Below are 14,866 nucleotides of genomic sequence, written 5' to 3'. Positions count from 1 at the left end.
GGCGACTAGCTCAGTTGGTAGAGCAACAGACTCTTAATCTGTGGGTCCGGGGTTCGAGCCCCCGGTCGCTCATTCCAAACTTCGGTTTGAACGAAAGTTTGAGAGAATCGGAACACGGCTTAATGCCCATGTCGGTTAACACGCGAGAGTGGTGAAATTGGCATACACGCTAGACTTAGGATCTAGTGCTTCGGCGTAAGGGTTCAAGTCCCTTCTCTCGCACTTTTTATTTTGCGGAAATAGCGCAGTGGTAGCGCGTCACCTTGCCAAGGTGGATGTCGCGGGTTCGAATCCCGTTTTCCGCTCTAACTGGGTGGTCTTGCCACTATAAACAGTTTATTGCAATAAAACAGATGCAAATTTACTTGCGGAAATAGCGCAGTGGTAGCGCGTCACCTTGCCAAGGTGGATGTCGCGGGTTCGAATCCCGTTTTCCGCTCTAAAGCGAGCGATTTAGATTTTCATCTGAATCGCTTTTTTTTATTTCAGATTTAAGGGGAAACCAGAGTGAAAGTTACCAAAGAAATCGAAAAATTGGAGCACTCAGCAGCAAAACTCACAGTTACGGTTGCAAAAAAGGATGTCGCAGACAGCTATTCAGAGACATTGGGCAAATACACAAAACATGTTCAGATTCCGGGCTTCCGAAAGGGTCATGTTCCAGCTTCAGTTCTTGAGCGCAAATATGGCGAGCAGATTAAAATGGAAGCAGCAAGCGACCTTATCGACAAATCTTTGAACGAAATTTTCTCGGACGAAAAAGAAACAGAGAATCGCCCGCTTCCTTACGCACAGCCCGTTCTCGAAAAAATGCCTGAATTTGACACTTCAAAAGATTTCGTCTACACCGTCACTTATGATGTTTTCCCGAAAGTCGAGGTAAAAGATTTCGGTGGTATCACGATTAAAGAACCACAAGTTTCTGTAGGAGAAGCAGAACTCAACGAAGAACTCAAAGGCATTCAGGAACGCAATGCAGTCGTAATCGATAAAAAAGATGATGAAAAAGCTGAAAAAGACAACATCATCACTATCTCTATCGTTGAAAAAGATGAAAAAGGCGAAGAAATCTCCGCAACAAAACGAGATGAATTCACATTTACCCTCGGAACAGCCGAGAATGTTTACAAAATTGATGATGACTTGATTGGCCTCAAAAAAGGCGAGTCAAAAGAAATCACAAAAAAATACGGCAAGGACGAAAAGGACGAATCTCTCAAAGGTCAGACAAAAAAATACTCTGTTACAGTTAAGCAGATTAAAGTCCGCAATCTTCCTGCTCTTGACGACGAACTCGCACAGGATGTCAATGAGAAGTTCAAGACTCTCGACGATCTCAAAAAGGACATCATGCGTAACCTTGAGAACGCAAAAAACAATAAAATCAATGAAATCAAAACAAATGACTTGCTCACACAGCTTATTGAAAAATACCCGTTTGAGATTCCTGCAAGCATGCTTAACGCAGAACTTGATGGTCGCTGGAGAATGATGGCTCAGCAGTTCCAGACAAGTGTCGAAGAACTTGACCGCATGATTACCGCTTCTGGCCAGAAAAAAGAAGATATGCTAAAGGAATGGACTGGAGATGCGGAGAAAATGCTCAAGAGTCGCATTATTGTTGATTCACTTTTGAAATCAAAGAACATCTCAGTTACACCGGAAGAAATCGAAGCTGAATATCAGAAAATTGCAGACGGAAACGGCATTTCTGTCGACGAAGTCAAACAGCACTATGCAGACCCGCGATCTAAGGAATATCTTATCGATGAAGCCAAAGAACAGAAACTTTACAAAGAGATTTTTGCTGAAGTCAAGGTCTCAAAGGGCGACAAAGTAGCTTTTAAAGACTTGTTTAACCGCTAGTTTTTGAATAAAGTGCGCTAGCCCGAAACAAAAAACGGAATGTTCTTAAAAACTTCGGGAACATTCCGTTTTTTTTTGATTTTTTGCATAAAATTCATTATATTTATAGAAAGGATTTAAGATGAACGAACAAATGAACAATTACATGCCAAGCGTAATCGAAAGAAGCGGAAACGGCGAACGATTCTACGATATTTATTCAAGGCTTTTAAAAGACCGCATTATTTTCGTTGACGGCGAAATCAATGATTTGAATGCGGATTTGGTTGTAGCGCAAATTCTTTTTCTCGAATCTGAAAATCCCGACAAAGATATCAGCATTTACATCAACTCACCGGGTGGAAGCGTTACGGCAGGTCTTGCAATTTACGATGCAATGCAGTATGTCAAATGCGACATTCAGACCATTTGTATCGGTCAGGCAGCCAGCATGGGCGCGATTCTTCTCGCTGGTGGCACAAAAGGAAAGAGATTTGCCCTTCCCTCTTGCAGGGTAATGATTCACCAGCCGCGGGGTGGTGTTCAGGGGCAGGAAAGCGACATCGCCGTTCAGGCAAAAGAAATCTTGCGTCTCAAAAAACTTTCTATCAAATATCTTGCAGAAAAATGCGGCAAATCAGAAGACGAAATTGCAAAAGATATGGAGCGTGACTTCTTCATGAGCGCAGACGAGGCCCTTGCTTATGGAATCGTCGATAAAGTCATGCCATCTCGTGCATCGGAGGCTAAATAATGCGTGGATTCAGAAGTGATGTTCAGTATTGTTCATTCTGTGGCAAACCCGGTGACGAAAAACGCCACCTTGTAGCAGCACCCACAAACAATATTTTCATCTGTGACAAATGTATTGCAGTTTGTGAGGGCATTGTCGCTCAAAAAGAAAAATCTGTTGATCCAATTGATATGACTGAAGTTCCTTCTCCAAAGGAATTTAAGGCTTATCTCGATGAATATGTTATCGGTCAGGATTATGCTAAAAAAGCCCTTTCCGTAGCCGTGTACAACCACTACAAGAGAATGTCAAAACTCGACACGATTAAGGCTGACGACGATGTAAAAATCGAAAAGTCGAATGTCCTTTTGATTGGACCGACAGGAAGCGGAAAGACCTTGCTCGCAAAAACTCTGGCAGAAAAACTCAAGGTTCCCTTTGCAATCGCTGACGCAACTACCCTCACAGAGGCAGGTTATGTCGGTGAAGATGTTGAAAATGTCCTTCTCAAACTCATTAACGCCGCCGACGGAAACATTCCTGCGGCAGAGCGGGGAATCATCTTCATTGACGAAATTGACAAAATCGGCCGCAAGAGCGAGAACACTTCTATTACCCGCGATGTATCGGGCGAGGGCGTTCAGCAGGCTCTCCTTAAAATCATTGAAGGCACACAGGCTTCAGTTCCACCTCAGGGCGGACGCAAGCACCCAAATCAGGAAATGCTTCAGATTGACACATCGAACATTCTCTTCATTTTGGGCGGGGCTTTCGTCGGGCTAGATAAAATCATTGAGCAGAGAATCGCTTCTCACTCCCTTGGCTTCGGCTCGAATGTAGGCACAATGGACGAGACAGAGCGCATGGAGCTTTTGAATCAGTGCACTCCGGATGATTTGGTAAAATTCGGAATCATTCCTGAGCTTATCGGCCGAATGCCAATTTCCGTAGCCCTCAAAGAGCTCACAAAGGCAGATTTGACACGAATACTCACTGAGCCGAAAAACGCAATCACAAAGCAGTTCAAGGCCTCATTTGAAATGGATGACTTGGATTTGGACTTCACGGCAGATGCCCTTGACGAAATCGCAGAGACGGCAATCAAGCAGAAGACTGGAGCCCGCGGTCTCCGCTCAATCGTCGAAAAGCTTCTCATGGATTTGATGTACGAGGCTCCAAGCATCAAGGGCAAAAAACATCTCACGGTCACAAAAGAAATTGTCCTGGGAAAAGAAAAGCCCAATTTGGAGCAGCTTCTGATTACACAGCAAACAGCCTAATTTCACGAAATACAAATCCTCGCATGTGCGGGGATTTTTTAACTATGCAGAATATCTACAACAGTATCGCAGAATTATGTTGTCTCGTTATTTCTTCCTGCACGGAGGATTTTTTTGTCAAATACAGTTGTGTATCCTCTGATGAAAAAAAAAGAATCAATCTCATTGTAGGCGAAAAGATTCCTGCTTTATTTTCAGACAAAAATTGCACAAATATCCGTCACATTAGCGAATCAGACTTAAACGATGTCTTTTTTCTAAATTTAAATGCGCTTAGTTCCGAACTCGCCCTAGAGGCAGATTATTTTGCGATTGTCGGTCTTATTCAAATTTTGGACGAAGCATTAGACTCTATTCTGCAAAAAAAAATCTCCGAGTTTCAGCAAGATGATTTTTCTGTTGTTTTAAATACAAACAGGGAATCTACAGGAATCGGTCTTTTGCCACGCTGCTCATGCGCATGGGAACGAAAGCACAGGCTGGCCCACAGCTACAACCGCATGGATAATTTTCTGTTTAACATGCTTTTAATGGAAAACTCAATCCTCGGCGAGTTGATTGACAAGCATTTTTTTCTCAAAAAAGACCTCTTTCCCAATTTTTCCACAAAGAAATCCTTAAAAATAGCCGCTACCCCACTTCGGCTGGAACGAAATTTTGAAATCCAACCATACAATGAAGACAAGGTTCAATATTTCAAAATAAAATATCATGAATGTGACTTTGACTCAGAAAATGCCCTTGTCTGGGAAAAAATCCAGCTTGCAGCAAAAAACAAGAGCGACATCATCGTCTTCCCGGAAATGCTGGGTAATCCCAAAATGGCAGATTTTATCACCAAAAAATTAAAAGCGCTGAGTGAGTCAGAACGAAAAGACATTCCCTCACTTATAATCTTGCCCTCCCACTGGGAAAAACGACGGAACACAGTCACAATCATCGACAAAAACGGCGATATCGTCTGCAGCCAGAGCAAGCAGAATCCTTTCCGCGCAGAACAGGAAGGCACAGGCTACCTTGAGGGCATTTTATCAAGCCTTGTCGTGAATATTTTCCACTTTGAGGGAATTGGCCGAATCGCAATTCTTATTTGTAAGGATTTTCTCACGACAAAATACATGGAGCAACTCATGCGCTGCTTCAAGCTCACGCTGATTATCGTGCCGTCTTTCTCAACTGGTTCCTATGATTTCCGCCAGTCTTTTGACCTTTGCGCCCATGACGACTGTAATGTAGTCTGGATAAATACCTGCGCCGCATTCGAAAAAGGCAAAGAAGCGAACTTCGAGAACATAGGCTATATCCGAAAAAGAATAAGCCGCACAGACGATGAAGCCCAAATGCTTTGCAAAATGCCGATTTGTGAGGGAGCATTCATGGGAAAGTGTGCGCACGACTGTGTTTTCTACGAGACCATCAGCGGAGTATAACATGAAATTCAAGTCAATCGAAAAAATTTGCGAAGGAAAATTCATAACAAGATACAATCTCACCTATGAAACCGCCAGCGGAAAGACAAAAATCTACGAAATGATAAGCCGGAACAAAAACATCAGTTCAGAAGAACAATTGCATGACGGTCGCGTGGATGCTGTCGTTATGATTATGCACGACAAGGCAAACGAGCAGATTCTTTTGAGCCGCGAATTCCGCATGGCAACTGGAGAATGGGTCTACAACTTTCCGGCAGGCTTAATCGACAAAGGCGAAGACGCAGCGTCAGCAGCAGAAAGGGAACTAAGGGAAGAAACCGGGCTAAAGCTTGAGCACATAGATGATATATGGCTTGAAAGCTATTCCGCTGTCGGATTCTCAAACGAAAAAAACAAAGTCATCATCGGGACTGCCAGCGGAGAAATCTTACCAAGCGACAACGAACTTGAGGAAATCGAGGCTTTCTGGTACACAAAGTCAGAAATAAGGGCCTTACTCAAAGCGGCTCGTTTTGCGGCACGCACTCAGGCTTATTGTGCACTTTGGAGTAAAAGTTAAAATTGAGATTTTCAATAAATTGAGTTATATTAGTTATTATATGAAGAATCGAAAAATTCCTGTTATCACAAAGCGTATTTCTCTTGCAGTTATAACTTCTGGATTTCTTTTGTGTTCTATCATTGCTTTCGTGGCTTATCGGGCATTTAACCAGCAATTTCGCATTCAATATGATAATAATATCCGTTCTATTTCTGAAGCGGCGCGTGAAACTCTCAACCCTGACAAATTTGAGCATTATCTTGCAACAAAAGAAAAAGACGATGATTACATAAGAGTCCAGAAAATTTTACAAGATTTTGTAAACAAATTCGACTTAAACATGATTTATGTCTCTTTTGTAGAGGCTCCGGACTATAAAAACATAACTTACATCTACAATCCCGTAAAAGAAGGCAGCCGTTTCAAAGAATTTTCTTTAGGTTATTCTGAAAACTATGTTGAGCCAGAATACAACATTTCGGCAAAAAGAGTTTTTGAAAACGGAGAGTGCATCGTACGGCATACTCTCAAAACCCGGAGTGGCTCTCACATTACAGCTATGATTCCTGTGTATGACACAAAGGGAAAAATCATCGCCGTTCTCGGAGCACAAAAATCAATCCAGCATTTTGTCAATGCAGGCAGGATGTACATGCGGATTGTCGTTTTTGTAGAGTGTTTTTTCGGAATCGCCTTCTTTATTCTCTTCACAATGTATTTCAGCAAGGCTTTCATCAAACCTCTCACGCTCATCACAAAAGAAACAGATCATTTTGCTTCTTACGGTGGAGAACCATCAGATACACTTTTGTCAATCAAAAATCATGATGAAATCGGCATTTTGGCTCATTCCGTGCATCAAATGGAATACGATGTCTGCAAGAATATTGCCGAACTCACAAATATGACTGCCGAAAAAGAACGAATCAGTACGGAACTTTCTGTCGCAGCAAAAATCCAAAGTGACATGCTCCCCAAAGAATACCCTCCCTTCCCGACGAGAAAGGATTTTGATTTATTTGCATTAATGACCCCTGCGAAAGAAGTAGGCGGAGATTTGTACGATTATCTTCTCTTGGACGAAGATCATCTCATGATTACAGTTGGAGATGTTTCTGGCAAAGGAGTACCTGCCGCACTCTTTATGGGAAAGTGTAAGGTTCTTCTCGATTTCTATGCCTATCTCAAGCTTAGTCCAGCAGAAATTTTTAACAGGGCAAACAATCAGCTATGCAAAGGAAACGACTCCGGACTTTTTGTTACCTGTTGGCTTGGAATTTTTACATTCAGTACGGGAGAACTTCATTTCGTAAACGCAGGCCACACTCATCCTATCTTATACCACGATAATAAATTCGACTATATTAAGGTCAAACCAAATATTTTTCTCGGTGGAATAGAAAATTTTAAGTATCATGAAGAGTCTATAAAACTTTCTAAAGGCGACCGAATTTTTATCTATACTGATGGCGTAACTGAGGCCACAAATCAAAACAGGGAGCTTTTTGAAGAAGAAAGGCTTTTAAGTGCAATAAAAGAAACATCTGAAATGAATGCGCCAGATACTATCAAAAGCATTCGAAACAAAATCGATGAGTTCGCAGGAGAAGTTGAACAATTCGATGATATAACTATGCTTCAATTTGAATGGAAAAATAACTAAATAAGGAGTTTTTATGACAGTTACAAAAAATCAAAACGGCTCTACAGTGATTCTCACAGTAGAAGGAAGATTGGACACGCTCACTTCCCCGCAACTTGAAAAAGAGATTGGAGAAATTACAAATGCAGATTCTCTTGAGTTTGATTTCTCAAAACTTGAGTACATTTCATCAGCTGGCTTGCGTCTTCTTCTTTCTACCCACAAAAACTATGCAAAAAAAGCTGGCATTGTAATTACAAATGTAAACGATACTGTACTTGATATTTTCGATGTAACAGGATTCAAAGACATTCTAAATATTAAATAGGGGCAATCTATGAAATCAAACATTTGTACTCTTGAAGAAGGAAATGCTTCGCTTTCGCTTTTGCTCGATGAAACTGAAAAGACTGCCGCATATTCAAATCTGGACAAGAAACAGACGGGAAGGCTTCGTCTTCTTGCAGAAGAATTAGTTGAAATGCTTCCAGAACTGCTTTCCTTCAGTAAAGGAAAATTTTGGATTGAAAGCGAAGAGAAAGTTTTTTCACTTCACACAGTTCTCACGCCAAATGAATCAATGACAGCTGAGCGTCGGGAAAAATTGCTGGCAGTTTCTTCAACAGGAAAAAATTCAGCGGCAATCGGAATAATGTCAAAAATCAAACTTGCGGCGGAATTTATGCTGATTGACTATGAAGAAAATGCAACTTACTCAACGCCTTTCTATGAAAACGGTATGATTAATCCTGTCAGCATTGGCATGGATTTGGCATGGTCACTGAACAGCTACAAGCAAAAGGCAAACACCCAAAAAGACGAAAGATGGGATGAGCTTGAAAAATCAATCATTGCGAACATTGCAGATGATGTTCTTGTCGGCGTGCAAGGCAAGAAAGTCGAAATTATTGTAAAAAAATCTTTCTGATTGAATTTATTGGCCATCCCCTTTTTTCTATGCCAGCGTAAGGAAGGCTTTGTAGGCGTTAAAGGCCTGCTCAATGTCTTCCCTGGCAGTGATTTCCCAGGGGGCGTGCATTGAAAGCACCGAAACGCCTGCGTCCAGCACATTCATTCCGTATTTTGCGGCAAGGTAGGCAATCGTTCCGCCACCCCCCTGGTCGACTTTTCCAAGCTCAGCCATCTGATACTTTACTTTTGCTCCATCAAGCAAATTTCGCAGGCGGGCGATGAATTCAGGGTTTGCGTCGCTTGCCCCGCTCTTTCCCCTGCTTCCAGTGTATTTATTGAAGACAATTCCGCCGTTAAGGAAACTTGCGTTGGCGCGGTCGAACAAATCGCCATTCATGGGGTCGTAGGCCGCGTTCACATCGCTTGAGAGCATGTTGCAGGCGGCAAGGCAGCGGCGGAGGGCAAGGTCAGAATAGCCTTCGCTCAAGCGGGCAATGACTTCGGCAAGGGCGTTCTCAAAGAAATGACTTCCCATGCCCGTAGCTCCCACAGAGCCGATTTCTTCTTTATCGACACAGAGACAGCAGTTCGTGCGGCTTCCGGCCTTGCTTTCGATTAAGGCGCGGGCTGAGGTGTAGGCGCAGCTTCGGTCGTCCTGGCCATAGCCCAAGATAAGGGAGCGGTCAAAGCCCAAATCGCGGGATTTTCCGGCTGGGACGATTTCAAGCTCGGCTGAGCCAAAATCTGCCTCTTCAATTCCGTATTTTTCTTTGAGAATAGAAAGAATTGCTTTTTTGGCAGTAATTTTATCTTTTTTATTACTTGGATTTTCGTCTTCATCTTTTGAAGGCTCTGAACTTCCGAGAATCAAGTCAAGGCTCTCACCGGGAATGAAGTCGCTGGCACTCTCTTTCATTTGTTTTTGCGCTAGATGCGGTAAAATATCAGAAATACAGAAAACAGGATCCGTTTCGCTTTCACCAATGCAGACATTGACGACAGAGCCGTCTTTTTTGCAGACGACACCATGAATAGCTAGAGGAAGGGTGACCCACTGATATTTTTTGATTCCGCCGTAATAATGGGTGTTGAGATAAACAAGAAAATCCTTTTCGTAGAGGGGATTTTGCTTAACATCAAGGCGGGGAGAATCGATGTGGGCACCGAGGATGTTCATTCCCTTTTCGATGGGCTCGCTTCCAAGTACAAAAAGTGCGATTGCCTTGTTCATCTTCTGAACATAGACCTTGTCCCCGGCTTTGAGGGAATCGCATTTGTAAGCGTCCTTAAAACCAGCTTTTTCTGCCCAGGAAATCAACTGGGCGACACATTCGCGCTCAGTCTTTCCATTATCCAAAAATGATTTGTAATCAGTAATGAGAGATTCGTTTTTCATGAGAAAAGTATAGCTCAAATCAAAAATAAAGAAAACAGCTGGATTTTAGTTTGCTATAGAACAGCATTCAAAAACTGTTTGAGCCGGGGACTCTTCGGATTATCAAAAATTTCCTCAGGGCTTCCCTCTTCTTCGATAACACCTGCATTCATAAAAAGAATCCGGCTGGCAACTTCACGGGCAAAGCCCATCTCATGGGTGACCACGATCATGGTTAAGCCCTGATTGGCAAGATCCTTCATCAGCTGGAGAACTTCCCCAACCATCTCAGGATCAAGGGCACTGGTAGGCTCGTCAAAGAGAATCACATCCGGCTTCATGGCAAGGGAGCGGACGATTGCCACACGCTGCTTCTGCCCGCCGCTTAAAGCCGATGGATAGGCATTGGCTTTGTCTGCAAGCCCGATTCTTTCAAGAAGCTCAAGGGCAAGTTTTTCGGCTTCCTCTTTCGTCTGCAATTTTAGCGTGAGCGGGGCTAAGGTAATGTTCTGCAAAATCGTAAGATGAGGGAAAAGATTAAAATGCTGGAATACCATGTTCATCTTCTGGCGGATTTTGTTGATGTCAGATTTTTTGTCGGTAACGCTCTGTCCCTCAAAAAGAATGGAAGAGCCGGGCGTAGGAATTTCAAGGCCATTAAGACAGCGCAAAAAAGTCGATTTTCCTGAGCCACTGGGGCCGATGATGACGACCTTTTCGCCTTTTTCGATTTTTGTTGAGATTCCTTTTAAGATGTGGAGTTTTCCGAATGAAATGTCCAGATTATTTACTTCTATCACTTTTTGACATCCTTTTTTCGCAGAAAGCGAAGAATTTTGTTAGCCCCACGGTGAGACAAAGATAAATGATGGCACAAGAAAGGAGAGGAATCCATGCATTGTAAGTCGCGTTACGGATATTGTCGCAGGTTTTCTGCAAATCCACGACCGCGATGAAACTGGCCACAGAAGTCTCTTTGATAAGGGTGATAAATTCACTGGTGTAAGTGGGGAGCATGGTCTTAAAGGCCTGGGGCAAAATGATTTTTACAAGAGTCTGAGACCATGAAAGGCCCAGGGAGCGGCCTGCTTCCATTTGCCCCCGGTCAACACCCAAAATTCCCGCGCGGAAAATCTCTGTACAGTAGGCGCCAGAATTGATTCCAAAGGCAATTATGGCCACCAAAAGGGCATTGCTCATTCCCAAAGGGGAGAAAACGACGAAATAGAAAATCATCAGCTGGGTTGCCATAGGAATACCGCGGATAATCGTGGTGTAGATTTCGGCAATTGCCCGCAAAGATTTTTTTTCTGAAAGCTTAAAGAGCGCGAAAATGCAGCCCAAAATTGAGCCGATAAGAATCGCACAGAAGGCAATCAAAAGAGTAGTGCCAAGACCGGCAGGAATAAGCTTCCAGCGGCCGTGGCTAATCATGACATCAAAAAAAGACTGGAACATAAAAATAAAAATTACAAAAAGTGATTACAAATCGCTTGCAGAAAGGACTCGAATCTGACCGTCAACAGGCATGAAGGCATCAAGGAGTTTCTGGTAAGAGCCGTTTTCTTTCATCGTTTGAATCGTTTTGTTGATAGAATTCAAAAGCTCTGTGTTGCCCTTTTTGACCGCAATGGCATATTCGTCAGTGAAGAAATCATCATCAACGATTTTAAGTTCTGGATTGCGGCGGACTATTTCTTTTGCAGGAAGCTCGTCAAGGATAATTGTGTCAATGGCTCCGTTTTTAAGGGCAAGAGACGCGTCGATTCCTGTTTTGAAAGATTTTACGCTTGATTTTTCGACTTCTTCAGTAGCGTAAATCTCGCCTGTGGTTCCAGACTGAACGCCGATAGACTTGCCGACCAAATCTTTTACCGTAAGGACAGAAGAGTCATCGTTACGGACGATAATAACCTGCTTTGAAGAATAATAGGCTTCGGAGAAATCGACATTCTTGCGACGCTCTTCGGTTGCGGTCATGCCGGCTGCGATAAAATCGATAGAACCTGCCTGCAAGGCTGCGATAAGACCGTCAAAGCTCATGTCAACGATTTTAAGTTCCTTGCCGTAGTCGCGGGCAATGAGATTACCGACAGTGACATCAAAACCAACGATTTCATTTCCTTCGGTATATTCAAAAGGCGGGAATGCGGCATTAGTTCCCATTTTTACGACCTTATCATTCTTTGAGCATGACGCAAAAAATAATGTGGCCAATGAAACAATAGCAAAAAGAATTTTCTTCATTTTAAAAAACCTCAAAACCCATTTTATCACGCATTGAAACTTTCCTCAACACGGCATTTTACACACAGGGCATTAGAAAAAAAGCCTTGTCAAAACGACTAAAACAAATCCAGAGTATTGTCCAAGTAAAGTTCTTCCCGAAGATGAATGTGAAATTCAGGCTTAGTCAAATAGTATAGAAGAAACTCAAGCAAAAGCGCGCTGCCCAGGGAACGGCCCTCAATCTTAAAGTTAGAAAATCCAGCCGGAAGGTAGGTTTCTTGAATGTCGCTGATGCTGATAAAAGGAGGATTTTTCATGGCCTTGGAGAAACGGTAGCCCTCCTTTCCGCCAGGAGCCTTGCAGACATGGACAGTGGCACTTTCCAATCCAAGCACTTCCCGGCTTACGCTCTTATAGCAGTTTTTTCGCTCCCTGCAGCCAGTCCAGCAGCACTCATTACAGAGAAATTCCACCTTGTCTTTTTGACTTTGACTGAGGGAGTTAAGATTTTTAAAATCCTTGTTCAGGCGGAAGTCCGGCACCACATAAGAAAAATCCTCTCGCTTCAATTCATTTCTAAAATCTTCAAAATCCGTGAGCACCTTGGTGGTGGAAGAGACAAAGTAAAAATCAGGATAAGTCGCCTTCAGATGATCCAAGAGCAAATCTGAATGAAGGATTACGCCGTTTTTCACTCCCCCGCCCTTTTCAAAAATCTCGCAAGCCAAATTGCACTTTTTGTCCGCCAGATGCTCTTTTGTAAGCTGGGAATTGCTGAAAGTGAGCCGGGAAGAAATGCCAAAAGATGAAAGAAAATCCCTCACCTCCTCCAAGCCCTTTTTTTCACAAATTCCGCTCCTTTCGATACGGCCGCCAGCCCAAATGCAGCCAGTCGGGGAACCGTAAATCGAAGCGATGTGTCCCCAGGGATAGAACCAGTCACGGTGGGCGTTGTAAAGAGGAAGGAAGATTTTGTAGAAGTCAAAAAACTCGAAGAGGCCTGGAAGATGAAAATGCGCTTCAGTCATAGTCTTCAAGCTCGCGTCGCGGGGCATTTTTATCTCACCTTGCTCATTTAAAGAACTCAACTGCCGGCACAACATCAACAATCATTCCGTCGTATGAAATCTTGTCTTTCTGATTCAAGGTCAAAAGGAGAGGCTTTACTCCGGGGAATTTTTTGCAGGTTTCTACAAGCCCCCTCACCTCACGCTCTTTGTTTTCACTGGTAAGTTCATAGCAGACTTGAACTGCATTTTCCGGCACAGAATCTTTTCCGTACAGAAAATCACATTCAAAGGCTGCTTCTGAATAATACCAAATGTTTTTCGTGCGTCGTCGAAGTTCTATAAAAACGGCATTCTCAAACATGCGTCCAAAATCTTGATTTATTGAAAGGGTCACATTCTGAACCATTCCCGTGTCAATGCAATAAACTTTTTTGGGATTTACAGTTTGAGCCTTTGCTGAATAATTGAATTTGGGTACAAAAAAGAAAAGATAGCACTGCTCAAAAAAAGAAAGATATTCAAGAATCGTAGCCGTAGTCTTTAATCCCAGCTGGGCAGAAAGTTTTGAACCGCTAATGAGATTTCCGCAGTTTGAAGCAAGATAAAGCGACAGAAGTTTTATGGAGCGGACATCTTTTATTCCATAGCGAACAACAACATCTCGCATCAATATATCTTCAAAAAGCCTCTTTAAGATTTCTGGACGATTGTAAATAAGATATTCGGGAAAGCCGCCGTATTTTAGAAAATCAGAAAAAGTTTTTACATTCTTCTTACACTTTTTTAAAAGGCAAAATTCCTCAAAACTGAAAGGAAAAAGTTCGTAATCCAGATGCCGCCCGGTAAGACGGCTTCCAAGCTCAGAACTTAAAAGAGATGCGTTTGAACCTGTCACCGTGACAAGATTCTTCTTTCTGAGCTGAGCATTTACAAAAACTTCCCAGCCTTCCACAACCTGAATCTCATCAAAATAAACTGATTTTGTGCCATCATTTGCTTTTTGAAAACGCCCGATAGCTTCTTCAAGAATCGTAAAATCAGCCGAAGAAAAGCCATAGAGGGCAGGATCGTCAAAATTCAGATAGAAGGCATTTTCGCCATCTTTCAAAAAATCCTGATTCACAAAAGTGCTTTTTCCAGAACGGCGGATTCCCGTTATAATCCGCGCAAACTGCGGTAAAGAAGGTTCGATAGCCGCAGAGATACGAGGAACAGAAAGCCTTTTATCAGAATCAAGGATTTCTTTTTTTTGCCGTTCTGATGTATTCAAGATTAATTCTATGTCTATCATAGTTTTATTGTAGTATTTAGTGACAGTAAAAGCAAGCATTTAGTGAGAGTAAAGAGATATTTTTAGTGGGAGTAAATGTTTTGTCAGAATTTAGAAAAAAGAATCTGTCAGTAACCACTCATAGACATTAGCTCTAATTCACTCTTCCTCATCAATTCTTTAAATGACGCAGGGTGAAGTTTTTCAGAGAAAATAATGCAGTTTTTGAAGGATATTCAGTTTTTAATCATTCTTTTTCGTGTGTCGATTTTAAGCTTATTTTGCAACCAACATATCCATAATTTCATCATATTTCTTAAGGAAGGCTTTCGGGAGAGGTAATCGGCTTGCAATTTTTATCCCCTGATTAATTCTTGAGGAATATGATTTTTCACATGTTCTTTATATTTTGCAAATTGTCGCCAGTCTAACAAACCAAAATGTTGCAACATTCCAAGCGCAACAGGAACGGAAACCTGAGATTGTTCGCTTATGAGGTTTAATCTTGAAGTATTTAAGTATTTTCCATACTGTTGCCCAACTTCGATAACTATATCTTGATTCAAATATTTTCCGGCACAAGAATCCGCTTGTTT

General features: G+C 42.3%; 15 protein-coding genes and 4 tRNA genes. 12 read left to right on the top strand and 7 right to left on the bottom strand.

Annotation, left to right across the window (positions count from 1 at the left end):
- The 12 genes from B2089_RS08695 (at window position 1) to B2089_RS08640 (ending at window position 8,402) form a co-directional block, all read left to right on the top strand.
- Window positions 1-72: transfer RNA gene (locus tag B2089_RS08695), tRNA-Lys, on the top strand.
- Window positions 73-142: 70 nt separating this feature from the next.
- Window positions 143-222 (top strand) — tRNA-Leu (locus tag B2089_RS08690).
- Window positions 223-233: 11 nt separating this feature from the next.
- A tRNA-Gly gene (locus B2089_RS08685) sits at window positions 234-305 on the top strand.
- Between the two features lie 62 nt (window positions 306-367).
- A tRNA-Gly gene (locus B2089_RS08680) sits at window positions 368-439 on the top strand.
- A gap of 68 nt (window positions 440-507) precedes the next feature.
- Window positions 508-1,866 carry a trigger factor gene (gene tig / locus B2089_RS08675; protein WP_296322691.1) on the top strand — a complete coding sequence of 453 codons (1,359 nt, stop codon included), beginning with the start codon at window positions 508-510 and terminating at the stop codon, window positions 1,864-1,866.
- A 121-nt stretch (window positions 1,867-1,987) separates the two neighbouring features.
- On the top strand, window positions 1,988-2,599 hold the full coding sequence (clpP, locus tag B2089_RS08670) for an ATP-dependent Clp endopeptidase proteolytic subunit ClpP (protein WP_296322688.1): 612 nt from the start codon (window positions 1,988-1,990) through the stop codon (window positions 2,597-2,599).
- Complete coding sequence (gene clpX, locus B2089_RS08665) at window positions 2,596-3,858, top strand: ATP-dependent Clp protease ATP-binding subunit ClpX (protein ID WP_414717869.1); 1,263 nt, start codon at window positions 2,596-2,598, stop codon at window positions 3,856-3,858. The genes clpP and clpX overlap by 4 nt, the downstream gene beginning before the upstream one ends.
- Window positions 3,859-3,902: 44 nt before the next feature.
- Window positions 3,903-5,288, top strand: coding sequence for a hypothetical protein (locus B2089_RS08660; RefSeq protein WP_296322682.1), 1,386 nt, complete (start codon window positions 3,903-3,905; stop codon window positions 5,286-5,288).
- A gap of 1 nt (window position 5,289) precedes the next feature.
- Window positions 5,290-5,850, top strand: a complete 561-nt coding sequence (locus B2089_RS08655) for an NUDIX hydrolase (protein WP_296322679.1) — start codon at window positions 5,290-5,292, stop codon at window positions 5,848-5,850.
- Between the two features lie 40 nt (window positions 5,851-5,890).
- Window positions 5,891-7,495 carry a SpoIIE family protein phosphatase gene (locus B2089_RS08650; protein WP_296322676.1) on the top strand — a complete coding sequence of 535 codons (1,605 nt, stop codon included), beginning with the start codon at window positions 5,891-5,893 and terminating at the stop codon, window positions 7,493-7,495.
- 13 nt (window positions 7,496-7,508) lie between these two features.
- Window positions 7,509-7,802, top strand: coding sequence for an STAS domain-containing protein (locus B2089_RS08645; RefSeq protein ID WP_296322673.1), 294 nt, complete (start codon window positions 7,509-7,511; stop codon window positions 7,800-7,802).
- A gap of 9 nt (window positions 7,803-7,811) precedes the next feature.
- Window positions 7,812-8,402, top strand: a complete 591-nt coding sequence (locus B2089_RS08640) for a hypothetical protein (protein WP_296322670.1) — start codon at window positions 7,812-7,814, stop codon at window positions 8,400-8,402.
- A 27-nt stretch (window positions 8,403-8,429) separates the two neighbouring features.
- On the opposite strand, the gene B2089_RS08635 is transcribed toward B2089_RS08640, so the two are convergent.
- From B2089_RS08635 to B2089_RS08605, 7 genes are all read right to left on the bottom strand, one after another.
- Window positions 8,430-9,782, bottom strand: coding sequence for an aminopeptidase (locus B2089_RS08635; protein WP_296322665.1), 1,353 nt, complete (start codon window positions 9,780-9,782; stop codon window positions 8,430-8,432).
- A 53-nt stretch (window positions 9,783-9,835) separates the two neighbouring features.
- The gene (locus B2089_RS08630; RefSeq protein WP_296322662.1) at window positions 9,836-10,561 is read right to left on the bottom strand and encodes an amino acid ABC transporter ATP-binding protein; all 726 of its coding nucleotides are present in this window, start codon (window positions 10,559-10,561) and stop codon (window positions 9,836-9,838) included.
- Window positions 10,545-11,219 (bottom strand): amino acid ABC transporter permease, encoded by a 675-nt coding sequence (locus B2089_RS08625; RefSeq protein ID WP_296322657.1) that lies wholly within the window; start codon window positions 11,217-11,219, stop codon window positions 10,545-10,547. Before B2089_RS08625 ends, B2089_RS08630 begins: the two co-directional genes overlap by 17 nt.
- A 24-nt stretch (window positions 11,220-11,243) precedes the next feature.
- A complete protein-coding gene (locus B2089_RS08620) occupies window positions 11,244-12,008 on the bottom strand; it encodes a basic amino acid ABC transporter substrate-binding protein (RefSeq protein ID WP_296322654.1) in 765 nt (254 codons plus the stop codon).
- Window positions 12,009-12,106: 98 nt separating this feature from the next.
- Entirely contained in the window at window positions 12,107-13,018 is a 912-nt protein-coding gene (locus B2089_RS08615; RefSeq protein ID WP_296322651.1) for a hypothetical protein, read from the bottom strand.
- 43 nt (window positions 13,019-13,061) lie between these two features.
- The gene (locus B2089_RS08610) at window positions 13,062-14,291 is read right to left on the bottom strand and encodes an ATP-binding protein (protein ID WP_296322648.1); all 1,230 of its coding nucleotides are present in this window, start codon (window positions 14,289-14,291) and stop codon (window positions 13,062-13,064) included.
- Window positions 14,292-14,626: 335 nt separating this feature from the next.
- Window positions 14,627-14,866, bottom strand: a 240-nt coding sequence (locus B2089_RS08605) for a hypothetical protein (protein WP_296686792.1), incomplete at its 5' end; no start/stop codon positions are given.

Origin of the sequence: Treponema sp. UBA3813, from assembly GCA_002368605.1 — a bacterium.
In the GTDB taxonomy this organism is placed as follows: domain Bacteria; phylum Spirochaetota; class Spirochaetia; order Treponematales; family Treponemataceae; genus Treponema_D.
This window is presented reverse-complemented; position numbering and strand designations above follow the sequence as displayed.

Coding starts and splice junctions, on each gene's coding strand:
- clpP (WP_296322688.1), top strand. CDS start 1,988: ATGAACGAACAAATGAACAATTACATGCCAAGCGTAATCGAAAGAAGC.
- B2089_RS08660 (WP_296322682.1), top strand. CDS start 3,903: ATGCAGAATATCTACAACAGTATCGCAGAATTATGTTGTCTCGTTATT.
- B2089_RS08655 (WP_296322679.1), top strand. CDS start 5,290: ATGAAATTCAAGTCAATCGAAAAAATTTGCGAAGGAAAATTCATAACA.
- B2089_RS08650 (WP_296322676.1), top strand. CDS start 5,891: ATGAAGAATCGAAAAATTCCTGTTATCACAAAGCGTATTTCTCTTGCA.
- B2089_RS08645 (WP_296322673.1), top strand. CDS start 7,509: ATGACAGTTACAAAAAATCAAAACGGCTCTACAGTGATTCTCACAGTA.
- B2089_RS08640 (WP_296322670.1), top strand. CDS start 7,812: ATGAAATCAAACATTTGTACTCTTGAAGAAGGAAATGCTTCGCTTTCG.
- B2089_RS08635 (WP_296322665.1), bottom strand. CDS start 9,782: ATGAAAAACGAATCTCTCATTACTGATTACAAATCATTTTTGGATAAT.
- B2089_RS08625 (WP_296322657.1), bottom strand. CDS start 11,219: ATGTTCCAGTCTTTTTTTGATGTCATGATTAGCCACGGCCGCTGGAAG.
- B2089_RS08620 (WP_296322654.1), bottom strand. CDS start 12,008: ATGAAGAAAATTCTTTTTGCTATTGTTTCATTGGCCACATTATTTTTT.
- B2089_RS08615 (WP_296322651.1), bottom strand. CDS start 13,018: ATGACTGAAGCGCATTTTCATCTTCCAGGCCTCTTCGAGTTTTTTGAC.
- B2089_RS08610 (WP_296322648.1), bottom strand. CDS start 14,291: ATGATAGACATAGAATTAATCTTGAATACATCAGAACGGCAAAAAAAA.